Raw genomic sequence first — 15,428 nt, 5'->3', positions numbered from 1 at the left:
AAAACCGTATATTTATCCACAATGGACTATTTTTCCACATTACAAACACTTGGAAAACGTGTGTTGAAAAAGTGTTAATATTACAATGAGAGATGAACAGGTAAAACCAATTTTTAAGTAACTGATTCATAAATATATGTATTTTGAAATGTTAAAAGATAAGTCATCAATCATCAAGGTAATTGGTGTTGGTGGCGGTGGTGGTAATGCGGTTAACCATATGTACCGTCAAGGAATTGCAGGTGTAGACTTTATAATCTGTAACACTGATGCCCAGGCATTGGAGTTCAGTCCTATACCTAATAAAGTACAGCTTGGTGCAAGTTTAACCGAAGGAATGGGTGCAGGCTCAATTCCGGAAGTGGGAAAAAATTCGGCTATTGAAAATATAGACGATATCAAAAGCATGTTAGGCAGTACTACAAAAATGCTGTTTATTACTGCTGGTATGGGTGGTGGTACAGGAACAGGTGCGAGTCCTATCATTGCGCAGGCAGCGAAAGAACTTGACATTTTAACTGTGGCTATTATTACCACGCCTTTCTCTTTTCGAAGTAAAAACGTAAGATGCAGGCAGAAGATGGTCTGGACGAACTAAAGAAATACGTAGATTCTTATCTTGTGATCTCAAATGATCGTTTACGTGAAATATTTGGTAACCTTACTTTAGGTTCCGCCTTCGCTCAGGCAGATGATATTTTGACTACTGCGGCAAAAGGTATTGCCGAAATCATAACGGTTCCGGGTTATATCAACGTGGATTTTAAAGATGTGCGTACTGTGATGAAAGACAGCGGTGTTTCTATCATGGGTAGTTTTGCCTGTGAAGGAGAAAACCGTGCATTGCTTGCTGTAGAAGGTGCATTAGCTTCTCCGCTGTTGAAAGACAACGAGATTGAAGGTGCAAGATATATCCTGTTAAACATCAGTTCTGGTTTAAAAGAGGTTACTATGGATGAAGTAGCAATTATCACTGATTATATTCAGGATAAGGCTGGTTTAACTGCAGACCTGATCTGGGGTAACTGTATTGATGATGAAAACCTTGGGGAGAAACTTTCTGTAACGATTATTGCTACAGGATTTCAAACTACAGAACAACGTGCACACGACAAAAAGAACGTAAAGAAAATTTCTTTACTGACTCCTGAAGAAGCTCCTTTAGTAAAACCATTAGAACCTGTTAACTCTTTTATTGAGCCAAAAGCAGGTGCTTATACGAATGAGCCGGTCATGAAACTAAAAGATGATTTGAAACAATCTGATCTTTTTGGTGACATGTACAGCGGCAATAAAAACAGAAGAGAAGATTCAGATAGTGGGATCATCAGACATACGCTGGTAGAAGAAGAATCTACTCCGGCAGAAAATAAACAGGAAGCGGGAATAGATTTTGAATTGAAAGTATCAGAAACTGATTTTGTTTTTGAGACACCTAAATCAAACTACAATGAACCGGCTCCTGCACAACAGGAAGAAATTGCTGTTCCTGGACTGGATGATGATAAGAACGATGAGTCTATTGAAGATCAGCTGAAAAAATCTAAAGAAGATTATGAGGCTTAAAGATCTGAGCATGAAATTGCGTACAACGAATGGATTGCAGGAGCTTGAAAATGAGCCGGCTTATAAACGTAAACAAACTCAGTTACAACAGGTACAGCATTCATCAGAATCGCAGGTATCAAGGTTCACATTGAGCAATGATGAAGAGGGTAGTACTGAAATCAGACCTAATAATTCCTTCCTTCACGATAACGTTGATTAAACATATTGAATAAGAATTAACAAAAAAGCCTTAACAATCCTTTGTTAGGGCTTTTTTGGCATAATAATCGTATGCAAATCAGCAAGGTTGCCGGTTTTCGGCCAATCTTGTATTTCAGCCGTAGAAAGCTTAAATTTGCATAAAATAATAAGACAACTTAAATACAGATACATTGGATATTTTTGAAAAGATAGCAAAGCATATGGGCCCGCTTGGGCAGCACCAGAAATGGTCACATGGATATTTTTCCTTCCCAAAATTAGAAGGACCCATTGCACCACACATATGAATTTTCGGGGTAAAGAACATTTGGTTTGGAGTTTAAATAATTATCTTGGATTAGCTAATCACCCGGAAGTAAGAGAAGCGGATTCAAAAGGAGCAGCAGATTACGGTATGGCGTACCCGATGGGAGCCAGAATGATGTCTGGAAACTCTAAATATCATGAGCAGTTAGAGCAGCAACTGGCTGAATTTGTTGGTAAGCCTGATGCATTCCTGCTTAACTACGGTTACCAGGGAATGTTATCGATCATTGACTGTCTTGTAGATAGAAATGATGTGATTGTTTATGACGGAGAATGCCATGCGTGTATTATTGACGGTTTACGTCTTCATTTAGGTAAACGTTTTGTTTATCAGCATAACGATATAGATAGTGCCCGTAAACAACTTGAACGAGCTACTAAATTAGTAGAAAGCTCGGGTGGGGGGATACTTGTAATTACAGAAGGTGTTTTTGGAATGTCAGGTGCGCAGGGTAAACTAAAGGAAATTATTGACTGAAAGAAGACTTCAATTTCCGTTTGTTAATTGACGATGCACATGGATTTGGTACAATGGGTAAAACCGGTGCCGGAACACATGAAGAACAGGATTGTATTGAAGGTGTAGATATTTATTTCGGAACATTTGCAAAGTCAATGGCTGGAATTGGTGCCTTTGTTGCTTCAACAGAAGAGATCACTAATTTCTTACGTTATAACATGCGTTCTCAGACTTTTGCTAAGGCATTGCCTATGCCAATGGTAATGGGGTTACTTAAACGTCTGGAATTGTTGAAGAACAATCCTGAGTTAAGAGAGAAACTGTGGAACATTGCTACTACACTTCAAAAAGGATTAAGAGCACGTGGATTCGATTTAGGGATTACCAATACCATGGTTACCCCGGTATTCTTAAAAGGTGAATTGTTACAGGCAACAGCATTGACTATGGACCTTCGTGAGAACTATAGTATCTTCTGTTCAATTGTAGTGTATCCTGTTATCCCTAAGGGCTTTAATTTCATTATTAAGATTGATACCAACAGCTATGCACACATTAGAAGATGTTGAGCGTACGCTGGAAGCTTTCAGTGAAGTTTCAGATAAGCTGAAAAGTGGTTATTACAACGACAATAAATTCAGCCCGGAATAGCTGATTTCTATAAATAAAAAAGGCCCTTTGCAATATTGTAAAGGGCCTTTTTTATTTGACTTATTTTGTATTTAACTGTTTTTCAGTAAGATATCCTGAATTTTTTAACGAATTTGTGAATAACCATGCTTTTTGTGGATAAAAACACGGTTTTATCGTTTTTAATTGTATTGTTAATTTTTTATTTATTAGAATAAACCACTTACATTAGTAATTGAGTATTAATCAAACCTAATAATAAACCAAAAGGTAATTAGAAAATGAAAAAATTTGATGAGTTAAAGAAACTTGTTACCACATTAGAAGCTGATGCAGACAAGTTTTACAACAAAGCCAACAGTGCAGCCGGAACCCGTGTCCGTAAAAGGTTGCAGGATCTGAAAAACATAGCTCAGGCTATCCGTTTGGAGATTCAGGAAACCAAAAACAAAGAGGCTTAAACCAATTTCTTGTTTTGAATTTATAGCGCCCCGGTAATACCGGGGCGTTTTTTTTTGCCTGTTTTAAAGGATATTTAGATACTGATTTGTTTGATTTGAGTGCTGATCAGCTGGGCAAGACGCGCCGATGCTGGCACTAACGGTAGACGTACCTGATCACCACAAACATTAAAGTATTTTAAAGCAGCTTTTATTCCTGCAGGATTGCCTTCTTCAAAAACTAACCTTGTGAATTCAACCATTTTCAAATGAAGTGCCTGAGCACTTTTAAAATCGCCTTTAAGACATAACCGGATCATTTCTGAGAAAGATAATGGAATTGCATTTCCGACTACAGAAATCACACCCACAGCACCTAATGCAATCATTGGTAATGCAACAGGATCATCACCAGAAATCAACATGAAACCTGCTGGTTTTTATCTCTCATCAAATGGTTGATCTGGTTGAACTGATCAAAATTACCTGAGGCTTCTTTTGTTCCGATAATGTTTTTGCAATCTACCGCCAGACGACAGGTTGTTTCTGCACTTACATTGCTTGCTGTACGGCCCGGAACATTGTAAAGCAGTACAGCTAAATCTGTAGCTTCACTGATTGCTTTATAATGCTGATAGATTCCTTCTTGCGTAGGTTTATTGTAATAAGGGCTGGCTGATAATATTGCATCATACCCTAAGCCGTCAAATTCTTTGATTTCCTGAACAACTTCGGCTGTATTGTTACCACCGATACCAGCGATAAGTGGTAATCTGCCGTTATTTATTTCTGCTGTAAATTCCCAGATCTTCTTCTTTTCGTCCTTATTGAGTGTTGCTGTTTCTCCTGTAGTACCTAGTGATACCAGGTATTCTACCTTTCCGTCGATCTGGTAGTTGATCAGTTTTTTTAAACCGTCGAAATCTACTGATCCGTCTGCATTAAATGGCGTAACAAGGGTACACCCGTTCCATGAAATTTGTTCATTTTTTTAATCTTTATTCAACATCTCTAATAAGTCGTTCTCTGAAATCAGGGGAACATTCAATTTTTGGGCTTTCTCTAATTTTGAAGGGCCCATATTATCACCCGCAAGCAGGTAATTCAATTTGGCGGAAATACTGCTTAATATCTTTCCACCATTGTTTTCAATCATATCTTTCAGCTCTTCTCTGCTGTATTGTTCAAAAACCCCCGAAATTACGAATGTTTTTCCAGTTAATTTGTCACTATCCAGCGTAATCACTGTATTGATGGTCTCAAATTGTAAACCGTACGATTTCAGTAAGTTAATTTGATCTATATGTGCCTCTTTACTGAAATACTCGGTAATACTTTCTGCAATACGTCCCCCAATTTCATCGATTGCCGTCAATTCTTCCTGCGTAGCAGCAATTAAACGGTCAATATGACCAGTTCCTATCGCTAGTTTTTTCGCTACTGTTTCTCCTCCTACATATCTGATTCCCAGACCGAAAAGAACTTTTTCAAAGGGCATCTGCTTAGATAATTCTATACCTTTCAGCATGTTTTCTATAGAACGCTCTCCGAATCTTTCTATATTCTTCAATTCTTCTGAACGGTCTTTTAAAGTATATAAGTCACTGATATGGCCCAATAAGCCTTTTTGATAGAAAGACTCAATTGTTTCATCGCCCAGGCCATCAATATTCATTGCTTTTCTGGAGATAAAATGCTGAATTTTACCTACAATCTGTGGCCGGCAGCCTTCATCGTTGAGACAATAAAATGCAACTTCACCTTCTTTACGCACTAATGAAGTACCGCATTCAGGACAGATTACCGGATAAATAACTCTTTGCGCACCTACTTTTCTTTTCTCCAGGTTTACCTCAATGATTTTTGGAATAATTTCACCGCCTTTTTCTACAAAGACACTGTCTCCAACATGCAGATCCAGTCTTTCAATCTCATTGGCATTGTGTAAAGTTGCTCGTTTAACCGTTGTTCCCGCTAACTGCACAGGTTTTAAGTTGGCTACAGGAGTAACCGCTCCGGTACGTCCAACCTGGTAACTTACACTTTCAAGAATGGTCTCTACTTCTTGTGCTTTATATTTATAGGAAATAGCCCAGCGTGGAGATTTAGCTGTAAAGCCTAATTCCTGCTGCTGGGTGAAACTGTTTACTTTAATAACGATCCCGTCGATGTCATAGCTGAGTTTGAAACGTTCGTTTTCCCAATAATGGATAAATTCAAGAACCTCTTCAATACTATTGCTCAATCTGGTATGTTCGGAAACATGGAAGCCCCATTTATTAAGTTCCTGTAAACTTTCCCAATGGGTCTTGAAATATTCTTTTTCTGTATGCAGGGAATAAAAGAATGCATCTAAAGGTCTTTTAGCTACTTCTTTAGGATCCTGCATTTTTATAGTACCGGAAGCAAAGTTACGGGGATTCGCATAAGGTACTTCTCCCAGTTCTTCTCTTTTTTTTTCGTCTTTCAAAGGCTGCACTATGCATTAATATTTCTCCTCTGATTTCAAATAAAGCTGGTGTATTTGCCTTTTTTAAATGATGAGGAATATTACTGATTGTTTTTACATTGGCAGTTACGTCATCACCTTTAGTTCCATCACCACGGGTAACAGCCCTCAGAAGCTGATTATCCTGGTAAGTCAGGCTAATAGAAAGACCGTCAAATTTCAATTCACATACGTACTCGAAATTATCGCCTATTGATTTTTTGATCCTTTCATCGAAGTCACGCAGATCCTGCTCGTTATAAGTATTGCCCAGTGACAGCATTGGCCATCTGTGCTTTACCGTGACGAAGTTTTTAGTGATATCACCTCCAACTTTTAAGGTAGGGGAATCGGGATCAGCAAATTCCGGATGCTCTTTTTCCAGTCTTGCAAGTTCTTCAAGTTTCTTGTCAAACTCGTAATCGGCAATGGTTGGCATCGCCAGTACATAATAATTATAACTGTGTTGGTTAAGTTCATTAACCAAGGCGTCCATAGTGTCTTTTATAGTGGATTGCGACATAAGGCGAAGGTACTAAATCGGCTGATTTGCGTGGTTGATTTTGGAGGATTTTTTTTATGATCAGAAGGACTGTTTATTCAGTTCTTCCTCTATCTGGCTAAATATACTCAGGTAGTTCTGCTTATACAGTTGCTGTTTAAATTCTTCGAGCTTTTGCGTGAGTATATTTAACTGCTCATTTGTAAATGGATTAAGCCACAATCGCATGCAGATCCGGTTCAATGCATAAGTAATATTCTCGATTTTTTCATAACTGAACAGGTATTCACTAGAAATGAATTTGCTGAGAAAATCATCAAATCTTCCCTGATCAGGCAGGCCAGCATATTTTAAAAAACCAGTTAGGGATTCGGTATGTGCACCACTAAGCTGATGATAAAAGTGTGCTGTATCTACTTTGCCCTGAGTTAAGAGCAGGTGATCCAGGATAAGCTCCAGTCCGATATGCGCTAAAAAAAAAGGTTTTACCGGCCCGGTTTGTAAAGCAGGTAAGATCAATTGTTTCAGCAGGCCGGTCTGTTCTTTGAAAAATTGTGAAGAGTGAAAGATCCGGTCTACTTCAAGATGTCTTTTCCAGCCGCTAAGCAATGATGCATAGTCGGGCACATCCCTGAAAAGGTATTCATCTTTTTGCGGGTTGAGGTTCCAGTCTTTATCTGCATTTTTAATCAGATCCGGCAATACCACACCCAGCACCATATAATCATTGGAGTTTTGCCGTTCAAAATAAAAATGCGAAAGAAAGTTCATTGCTTTAAAAATAGAGTTTTTTTTTAGGAGGTATCCTGAGAAATGGTCAAAATAGCCTATAATTATTTAAACCTGACAAGAATCTGTCCAAGATGACCTTTTATTCAAATCTAAATTTTAACCTCTTCTAATTTTAAACGGTTTCTTATCTTTGGCGAAATTATAAAGCGATGACCAATTTTGTTGATGAATTAAGATGGAGAGGCATGTTACACGATATCATGCCCAATGCAGAAGATAAATTAAATGAAGGCATGTGCTCAGGATATATAGGTTTTGATCCTACAGCAGACTCTTTACATGTTGGTCACCTGACACAGATTATGACGTTAATTCACTTTCAGCGTGCTGGCCATAAGCCTTATGCGCTTGTTGGTGGGGCTACTGGTATGGTCGGTGATCCATCCGGGAAATCAGAGGAAAGAAATTTACTGACTGAAGAAGCGCTGGCTCACAACCTGGATGGTATCAAAAAACAGTTAAATCAATTTTTAAACTTCAGCGCAGAAGGTAATGGTGCTGTAATGGTTAATAATGCGGATTGGTTTAAAGATTTCAGCTTTCTGGACTTTATCAGAGATGTAGGAAAACACATTACTGTGAACTATATGATGGCCAAAGACAGTGTTAGGAAACGTCTGGAAGGCGATACCGGGATGTCTTTTACTGAATTCAGTTACCAGCTGATCCAGGGTTATGATTTCTATTATTTATGGAAAAATAACAACTGTACTATTCAAATGGGTGGTTCTGATCAATGGGGTAATATTGTAACCGGAACAGAATTTATCAGAAGAAAAGACAGAGGTACTGCTTATGGATTGACTACACAGCTGATCAAAAAAGCAGACGGTACTAAATTCGGTAAAACTGAAAGTGGTGCGATTTGGTTGGACCCTGAAAAAACATCTCCTTATAAATATTACCAGTTCTGGTTGAATGCAACGGATTCGGATGCCAGATCATGGATACGTATATTCACTTTACTGACTCAGCCGGAATTAGAAAAACTGGAAGAAGAGCATGATGCAGCTCCACATTTAAGGATTCTTCAGAAAGCCCTTGCAACTGATATTACTATAAGAACACACTCTGAGGCTGCTTTAGAAACGGCGATTAAGACTTCGGAGTTCTTGTTTGGTAATGGTTCACTGTCATTCTTAGAAAATCTGAGCCCGGCTCATATCCTGGAAATATTTGAAGGTGTACCTCAGTTTGCAATTAGCCGTGAAGAACTAAGTGCGGGAATTGACGTTGCCACTTTACTTGCTGAAAAAACTACAGTATTCCCTTCAAAAGGAGAGGTGAAGAAAACAATACATGGCGGCGGATTGAGTATTAATAAAGAGAAAGTTGCAGAGGTTACTGCCAGTTATACTGTCAGCAACCTGATTAATGATAAATATATAATCGTTCAGAAAGGTAAAAAGAACTACTTCCTGTTAATCGCAGAATAGTTTATTGAACCAGCAGGTTACAGCCTCTGATGTCTGCGTTGTCAAAACGGCCAAGTACTTCAAAGGAACCGCCAGGCAATAAACGGCCCAGATCCTGAGTAGCGATAAATGAGCAGGAGTTGATATTTGCCAGATCAATGATATTTATTCCTCCTGTTTGATTAGAATTGAGGAGTGTTAGGGGATCATTCGTATCCCTTAACACAATCTTCATCCAGTTAGGGCAATCAAAAACGCCCATTTCCTGAAGAATAGGCTTGTGAAAGCAGTTCAGTCATTCCATATTCACTGTGAATAGCATCAACCCCAAATCCGCTTGTTAAGATTTCATGTAATTCTTCTCTCACCATTTCTTTTCTCTTTCCTTTCATCCCACCAGTTTCCATGACAATTAATTCGGGGAAGTTCAGTTGGTGAAGCTCAAGAAAATCAAGCAGGGCATAGGTTACACCTATTAAAATGGTTTTCTGTCCGGCCTCTTTTAAGGCAATTAATTTGTTGAAAAGCTCATCGTGATTGTGCAGGAAATAACCACTATCGGGATGTTTACTCTGATTTAACAAGACATCAATCATATAGATCAGCGAAGAGCCGTCTCTTTCCAGGTAAGAAGGAAGTAAAGCAAGCAGACAAGTATCTTCTGCTTTACCATAGAATTGCTCAAAAGCTTTGTTAAAGCTATCTTCATAAACCTTCAGATCAGTCACATAGTGTTTGCTTTGAACCTGTCCTGTTGTACCTGAGCTGCTGAAAATGATCTCTTCTGCATCCGTATTACTCACTACACGATGGCTTTTGAAAAAACTAATAGGTAAATAGGGGATATCGGCCACCCTGTTTATCTGATCTGCCTTAATGTTCAGGTTTGTTATAAACTGGTGATAAGGAACACAATATTCCGCCTGATATTTAAAGATAGCCAGTGCGGCTTCATTAAACTGTTGTTCATCGCGGATAGAAAATATTTGAGGAATTAAAGTTTTCACGCCGCAAAAATACACTTTATGCGTTAGTTTTTTTAACCAATACAGCCTTTCTGAACTGATAGCCACAATAGCCGCTTACCGCAGCAACAAAACCACCTAAAAGTGCAGAAACTAATAAGATTAACCACCACGAATGGAGACCAAACATTTCAGCAATACGCGAAACCAGCAGGTTGTGGTTAGGCAGGCTTTTATATAAAGCTACTCCTGTCCATAATAGGAGAATGGCAAAAAATGGCTGCCACAGTGATAATTTTGCAGTTTTACCAATCAATCCGCAGGTCGCGAATGAAATGATTACAATCACCCACCAGGGTAAAACCAATTGTAATAGAAAAGAGGCGATAAGTATAACCAGAAAGACCATGAGTTATTTTTTAGAAATTTTTAAATAAGAAAGTACTTTACCCTGTGTATCATCAGCAGAGTTCATCAGGTAGAGATCATATAATTTGCCGTCTGCCCAGGTATTGATCATATTATCATAGAAGAAACTACCCGGATTACCAGATTGTCCGCCTGGATATACGCCGTGGCCTTTAGGTGTTTTACCCAATTCAACGATCATTCTCCATGAAGGCCCGTTGGATTCGCCTAAAGCATTGATTGTGCTTTTAGCACCACCAATCATCAGCGTTTTGGACCCCAGACCAGGAATCTTTGCTAAATGCGGGACATGTGTTTGTTTCACATTTGCCCATTGCCAGTTTTTACCAATTGGTCCGTATTTTCTCTCCAGACTGTCACAAGCATATTTAAAGGCTTCGCTAACCAGATCATTTAATGTCTCTTTTTGAGGCGTATTTACGTTGTCAAACCATTTTGATCCAGGGTCTTTTAAAATCAGTTCTGTTGTTCTGTCTTTTGAAGGATAACGCATCGGAACAGAGGCAATAGTAAATTCGTCATCCCAGATATCAAAGAATAAACGTTTAGTCCAAAGGTCAAAAATACTTCCTGCGATGGCTTTTGCTGAAAAGAACTTGTTCCATTTAGCTGTAATCTCCAATGCCTCTTTTTGTGTGGCATTTAATTTTGCCGGGTCAACTTTTGATACCAGCGTTGGTAACAGGTTTTGTGCAAGAATACTATAGCTATCGCCCTGCATGATCCGGATACTATCGGCTGTTGCCCCTTTCATGGCTTTAAGCCTGTCATTGATTCTTTTACCTCTTTCGTAAGAACCAAATTCCCAGTTGATATAATAAGGATAAGTTGGGTCAGTAGAAGACTGGTTTGCAGAGCTGACGAAGTTTCTTTCCGGATTTTTAACCGTAGGGTTCTGTGCTGCTGGTATCCATCCCTGCCAGTCATTTTTAGGGTCAGAGCCATCCAGAATGAATTTGCCCTGATCTTTCCATTTCAATGGGAATTTTCCGTTGGCCGTGATAGCAATATCATTTTGTGAAGAAGCAAAGATAAAGTTCTGTGCAGGAGCTGAGTAATAGGTTAAAGCTTTCCGGTAATCATCATAGTTTTTCCCTCTGTTCAGCTCATAAAAAGTCCTGAGCTCATTGGATTGATCATGGGCTATCCAGCGTAGTGCATTTCCGGTAGGTACGTTATCAGCCATGCTGAGTTTGTTTGGTTTCTGAAAATAGACAACCGGGCCGTGATGGGTATAAACAACAGTATCAATTTCATTTTTAGCACCCCTGATTTTGATTGTTTCCAATCTTGTGGTAGTGTTTTTCCACGCATTGTTGTACTTATACTGTTTATGAGAATTATCTTTAAATGTGATTTGATAGAAATCAAGTACGTCTGCAGCAACATTAGTTACTCCCCATGCAATGTCTTTATTGAAGCCAATAGTGATGCCAGGCGCGCCCGGAAGGGATACTCCATAAGCATTTAATCCTGGCGCATGTAACTGAATCTGATACCAGATAGAAGGTAAGGTTAAATTAAGATGCGGGTCATTGGCAAGGATAGGGTAGCCCGAAGCTGTTTTTGCACCGGATAATGCCCAGTTATTACTGCCAATCCCATCTTCCAGCACTTTAGTTTTTACTTTGTCCGTAGTCATTTCTGTAAAATCGGCAGGGGCCTGAGGTACCTGCAATGGTTTGAAATCCCATTTTGTTCCAACAGGAATAATCGGATCTTCACGGAAAGGGTAATCAGGAAATAGCTCTGAGGTTACTACCGGGCCATATTTTTTCATGATATTGCTCATGTAAAATTCATCAGAACCCATAGCCAATACAGCAGACATCTGTTTAAGCAATAGTGCACATTTAAGTGGTGTCCAGTCCAGTTTTCAGGGGTAAAATCCAGTATCTTATATTCTAAAGGAAGCTGTGCGCTGGATAAAGAATGGATATAATCATTGATCCCATCTGTATAAGCTTCAATCATTGCTTTTGATTTAGGGTCTTCCATCATCCCTTTCAAGGAATTCTCTGCGCCATAAACCATGCCCATACGGCGCTGGTATCTGTCCAGTTCAATCGCTTTAGCACCTACCACCTCAGATAACCGGCCGGCCGCATAACGAGTTTGAAAATCCATTTGCCATAAACGGTTCATTGCTGTAATATACCCTTGAGTATAGTATACATCATGGTCATTTTTAGCAAAAATATGAGGAATCATACGGTCGTCAAATACGACATCAACAGTTTCTTCTGTTCTTTTTTTTTATTTGAGGGCATTTTGTTTTGAAATGCTCATCTTTTCTGCATTCTGCCAAAAACCTGTAAAAGGGTTTAGAAATTTCAGGAGCGGGGGAAGGCTGCCAAATTTGGTATTTAAAACAAAGGCTGGCTAACAGTATGGGTATAATGACGCAAATGAATGCTTTGAATTTGTTCCTCATATGAATTATTGAATTGCCGATTAAAGAGATTTTTTTATAATGGTATTCTACGGCAATTTAATACAAAACTGGATTGATTACTAATCTAAATATTTTTATGTGGTTGATCTGAAGATCTGTTATGGTTTGTTAAAGAAAAAGCTAAATAGATTCAGCAAAGTGTATTTTTAACACAAAACTTTGAAATCTGGTTTGAATTATATCTGAAAAACCTTGTGTTTTGGCATAATAATTAACACTTTAGCTATAGCAACAAGACATTTTACTTAGACAAACAGATTACGGAAACCTTTTTATGGAAGAATTCGAAGAACAAGGAAACGAAATAAAGGACAACGATAATATTAAGGAAATAGTTGAAACTACTATTCAACATTTAAACAATCCGGTATTAGCCTTAAAACCGATAGTTAAGAAATATCTCACTCACGTGCAGGATGTACGTAAAGAAGGAAACAAGTTTTTCTTTTCGGATGGCGAAGCTTGTGTAGAGGTCAGGGTAGTCAGTAATGAGATTATCCGTGTCAGACTGGCTCCTCATAGTGTTTTTCTGGAAGATTTCTCTTACGCTGTTCCTGTAGTGGATCAGAAAGTAAGTACTTTCAGCCTGGATGACCAGGAAGATTATTATGCAATTTCTACAAATACAGTTACCTGTAAAATAAGGAAGGCCGATTTTCATATTTCATTTACGGAGAACCTGACGCAGACTGTGATGAGTGAAGACGCTTCTCCAATGCATTGGGAAGAAAACGCAGACTTTGGCGGATATTACGTTTTTGCAACCAAGAAATGTTTTCCTGAAGAGAATTTTTTCGGTCTTGGAGATAAGTCAGGAAACATGAATCTGCGCGGCCGTCATTTTCAAAACTGGAATACTGATGCCTATTCTTTTGGATGGGATCAGGATCCACTATATAGAACAATCCCTTTTTATACAGGAGTGCACCAGAAATCTGCTTACGGGATTTTCTTTGATAATACCTTCCGTTCTTATTTTGACTTCGGAAAAGAAGATAATGATAAGACCAGCTTCTGGGCAGATGGTGGTGAATTGCAATATTATTATATCCACGGGCCACATATGATGGACGTGGTTAAACGTTATCAAAGTTTAACGGGGACACATCCTATGCCTCCAAAATGGGCTTTAGGTTATCATCAATGCCGATGGAGCTATTATCCGGAGACTAAAGTAAAAGAAGTAGCCGAAGGATTCCGTTCCAGGGAAATTCCTTGTGATGCGATTTACTTTGACATCGATTATATGGATGGCTATCGTTGTTTCACCTGGAACAAAAAGCATTTTCCTGATCCGCGTAAAATGATCAAAGAGCTTGCTGATGATGGATTCAAGACTGTTGTCATGATCGATCCCGGAATTAAAGTTGATGACAATTACTGGGTATTTAAAGAAGGAAAAGAAAATAATTATTTCTGCAGAAGGAGTGATGATTACTTTATGGAAGGTCATGTCTGGCCAGGCAGATGTCAGTTTCCTGATTTTACCAATCCTACCGTAAGAGAGTGGTGGGGCGGATTGTATAAAGAATTGGTGGATATGGGTGTTGCAGGAGTATGGAATGATATGAATGAGCCGGCAGTTTTCGGAGCAGGAACATTTCCAAATGATGTACGTCATAATTATGATGGACACAGAGGATCGCACCGTAAAGCGCATAACGTTTATGGAATGCAAATGGTACGTTCAACTTATGACGGGCTAAAAAAACTAATGCGCAATAAGCGTCCTTTTACCATTACGCGTGCCGGATATGCCGGAATGCAGCGTTATGGTTGTGTATGGACAGGTGATAATGTAGCCAGCTGGGAGCATTTAAAAATGGGAAATATCCAATGCCAGCGAATGTCAGTATCCGGAGTACCATTTTGTGGAACTGATATCGGAGGTTTTAGCGGAGAACCGGATGGCGAACTGTTTACCAGGTGGATTCAGTTAGGTACATTTTCTCCTTTTATGCGTGCACATTCAGCAGGTGATACTGCTGAAAGAGAGCCGTGGAGTTTCGGAGAACCTTATACAGCAATCAACCGTAAGTTTATTGAACTGAGATACCGGTTAATGCCTTATTTATATTCTGTGTTCTGGGAGCATCACCGTTATGGTTTCCCTATTTTAAGACCTCTGGTGATGCTGGAGCAGGAAAATGTGAGCAACCATTTCAGACAAGATGAATTTGCCTTCGGCGATAAAATCCTGGTTTGCCCGATTCTGGAACAGGGAGCTGTTTCAAGAACAGTTTATTTACCAAAGGGACAATGGTATAACTTCTGGACGCATGAATTGCTTGGCGGTGAAAATGAACATTTAATAGACGCACCATTAGAAGATATGCCTATCTTCATCAAAGCAGGAGCTGTTATTCCGGAGTATCCGGTGATGCAGTATGTGGGAGAGAAAAATGTAGATGAGGTATTATTGAATATTTATTATGCGAATTATGAAGTGAATTCGTTTTTCTTTGAAGATCACGGAGATACTTTTGCTTATGAGCAGGATATTTATTCTGAAAAGAAGTTTACGGTTAAAGGAAATGATCGCCGTCTGCTAATCCAGCAAAAACTGGAGGGCTTGTATACGCCGAATTATGAAACCTATAATTATAACTTAATTGGTATCCCTTTTGGGATTAAAAAAGTGATTGTAGATGGACTGGAAATTAAAGATTATCATAACGACGATAGAAATTGTTTGCGTTTTAAAACCAATAAAAACTTCGCTGTAATACAAATACAGGGAGAATAAGATCCCGATTTTGAAAGAATATAATCCTTA

General features: G+C 38.9%; 9 protein-coding genes and 4 pseudogenes. 5 read left to right on the top strand and 8 right to left on the bottom strand.

Annotated features, from left to right (window positions below; all coding sequences use genetic code 11):
* Positions 1-136: 136 nt before the first annotated feature.
* The 3 genes and pseudogenes from ftsZ to ACWYN3_RS20970 all read left to right on the top strand — a co-directional run bounded on the left by ftsZ (position 137) and on the right by ACWYN3_RS20970 (position 3,627).
* Positions 137-1,768, top strand: a pseudogene (gene ftsZ, locus ACWYN3_RS20980) (cell division protein FtsZ).
* Positions 1,769-1,940: 172 nt separating this feature from the next.
* Positions 1,941-3,187: pseudogene (locus ACWYN3_RS20975) on the top strand (aminotransferase class I/II-fold pyridoxal phosphate-dependent enzyme).
* Positions 3,188-3,447: 260 nt separating this feature from the next.
* Positions 3,448-3,627, top strand: a complete 180-nt coding sequence (locus ACWYN3_RS20970; RefSeq protein ID WP_456216210.1) for a histone H1 — start codon at positions 3,448-3,450, stop codon at positions 3,625-3,627.
* A 74-nt stretch (positions 3,628-3,701) separates the two neighbouring features.
* On the opposite strand, the pseudogene dapA reads toward ACWYN3_RS20970, so the two are convergent.
* The 3 genes and pseudogenes from dapA to ACWYN3_RS20955 all read right to left on the bottom strand — a co-directional run bounded on the left by dapA (position 3,702) and on the right by ACWYN3_RS20955 (position 7,367).
* Positions 3,702-4,593 (bottom strand): annotated as a pseudogene (gene dapA / locus ACWYN3_RS20965) (4-hydroxy-tetrahydrodipicolinate synthase).
* Between the two features lie 4 nt (positions 4,594-4,597).
* Positions 4,598-6,617, bottom strand: a pseudogene (ligA, locus tag ACWYN3_RS20960) (NAD-dependent DNA ligase LigA).
* 60 nt (positions 6,618-6,677) lie between these two features.
* Complete coding sequence (locus tag ACWYN3_RS20955) at positions 6,678-7,367, bottom strand: ACP phosphodiesterase (protein WP_456216209.1); 690 nt, start codon at positions 7,365-7,367, stop codon at positions 6,678-6,680.
* 170 nt (positions 7,368-7,537) lie between these two features.
* Between ACWYN3_RS20955 and tyrS the strand changes: the two genes are divergently transcribed.
* Positions 7,538-8,824: a tyrosine--tRNA ligase gene (gene tyrS / locus ACWYN3_RS20950; protein WP_456216208.1), complete on the top strand. Its 1,287-nt coding sequence runs from the start codon at positions 7,538-7,540 to the stop codon at positions 8,822-8,824.
* Between the two features lies 1 nt (position 8,825).
* Here the strand turns inward: tyrS and ACWYN3_RS20945 are convergent, their stop codons facing one another.
* From ACWYN3_RS20945 to ACWYN3_RS20925, 5 genes are read right to left on the bottom strand one after another with little or no spacing between them, the layout of a single operon-like run.
* A complete protein-coding gene (locus ACWYN3_RS20945; RefSeq protein ID WP_456216207.1) occupies positions 8,826-9,065 on the bottom strand; it encodes a hypothetical protein in 240 nt (79 codons plus the stop codon).
* Positions 9,052-9,810, bottom strand: a complete 759-nt coding sequence (locus tag ACWYN3_RS20940; protein WP_456216206.1) for a LuxE/PaaK family acyltransferase — start codon at positions 9,808-9,810, stop codon at positions 9,052-9,054. The genes ACWYN3_RS20945 and ACWYN3_RS20940 overlap by 14 nt, the downstream gene beginning before the upstream one ends.
* Before the next feature lie 16 nt (positions 9,811-9,826).
* Positions 9,827-10,177: a hypothetical protein gene (locus tag ACWYN3_RS20935; protein WP_456216205.1), complete on the bottom strand. Its 351-nt coding sequence runs from the start codon at positions 10,175-10,177 to the stop codon at positions 9,827-9,829.
* Between the two features lie 3 nt (positions 10,178-10,180).
* Complete coding sequence (locus ACWYN3_RS20930) at positions 10,181-12,028, bottom strand: penicillin acylase family protein (protein ID WP_456216204.1); 1,848 nt, start codon at positions 12,026-12,028, stop codon at positions 10,181-10,183.
* Positions 11,986-12,408, bottom strand: a complete 423-nt coding sequence (locus tag ACWYN3_RS20925; protein ID WP_456216203.1) for a penicillin acylase family protein — start codon at positions 12,406-12,408, stop codon at positions 11,986-11,988. The genes ACWYN3_RS20930 and ACWYN3_RS20925 overlap by 43 nt, the downstream gene beginning before the upstream one ends.
* Positions 12,409-12,926: 518 nt before the next feature.
* On the opposite strand from ACWYN3_RS20925, the gene ACWYN3_RS20920 reads away from it, so the two are divergent.
* Complete coding sequence (locus ACWYN3_RS20920; protein WP_456216202.1) at positions 12,927-15,398, top strand: glycoside hydrolase family 31 protein; 2,472 nt, start codon at positions 12,927-12,929, stop codon at positions 15,396-15,398.
* Positions 15,399-15,428: the final 30 nt, after the last annotated feature.

The sequence above is a fragment of the Pedobacter sp. NJ-S-72 genome, assembly GCF_053890575.1.
Note: the sequence above shows the minus strand (reverse complement) of the source record. Positions and strands in the feature narration are given on the sequence as shown.

Coding starts and splice junctions, on each gene's coding strand:
- ACWYN3_RS20930 (WP_456216204.1), bottom strand. CDS start 12,028: ATGTCTGCTGTATTGGCTATGGGTTCTGATGAATTTTACATGAGCAAT.
- ACWYN3_RS20935 (WP_456216205.1), bottom strand. CDS start 10,177: ATGGTCTTTCTGGTTATACTTATCGCCTCTTTTCTATTACAATTGGTT.
- ACWYN3_RS20925 (WP_456216203.1), bottom strand. CDS start 12,408: ATGATTCCTCATATTTTTGCTAAAAATGACCATGATGTATACTATACT.
- tyrS (WP_456216208.1), top strand. CDS start 7,538: ATGACCAATTTTGTTGATGAATTAAGATGGAGAGGCATGTTACACGAT.
- ACWYN3_RS20955 (WP_456216209.1), bottom strand. CDS start 7,367: ATGAACTTTCTTTCGCATTTTTATTTTGAACGGCAAAACTCCAATGAT.
- ACWYN3_RS20945 (WP_456216207.1), bottom strand. CDS start 9,065: ATGGGCGTTTTTGATTGCCCTAACTGGATGAAGATTGTGTTAAGGGAT.
- ACWYN3_RS20920 (WP_456216202.1), top strand. CDS start 12,927: ATGGAAGAATTCGAAGAACAAGGAAACGAAATAAAGGACAACGATAAT.
- ACWYN3_RS20970 (WP_456216210.1), top strand. CDS start 3,448: ATGAAAAAATTTGATGAGTTAAAGAAACTTGTTACCACATTAGAAGCT.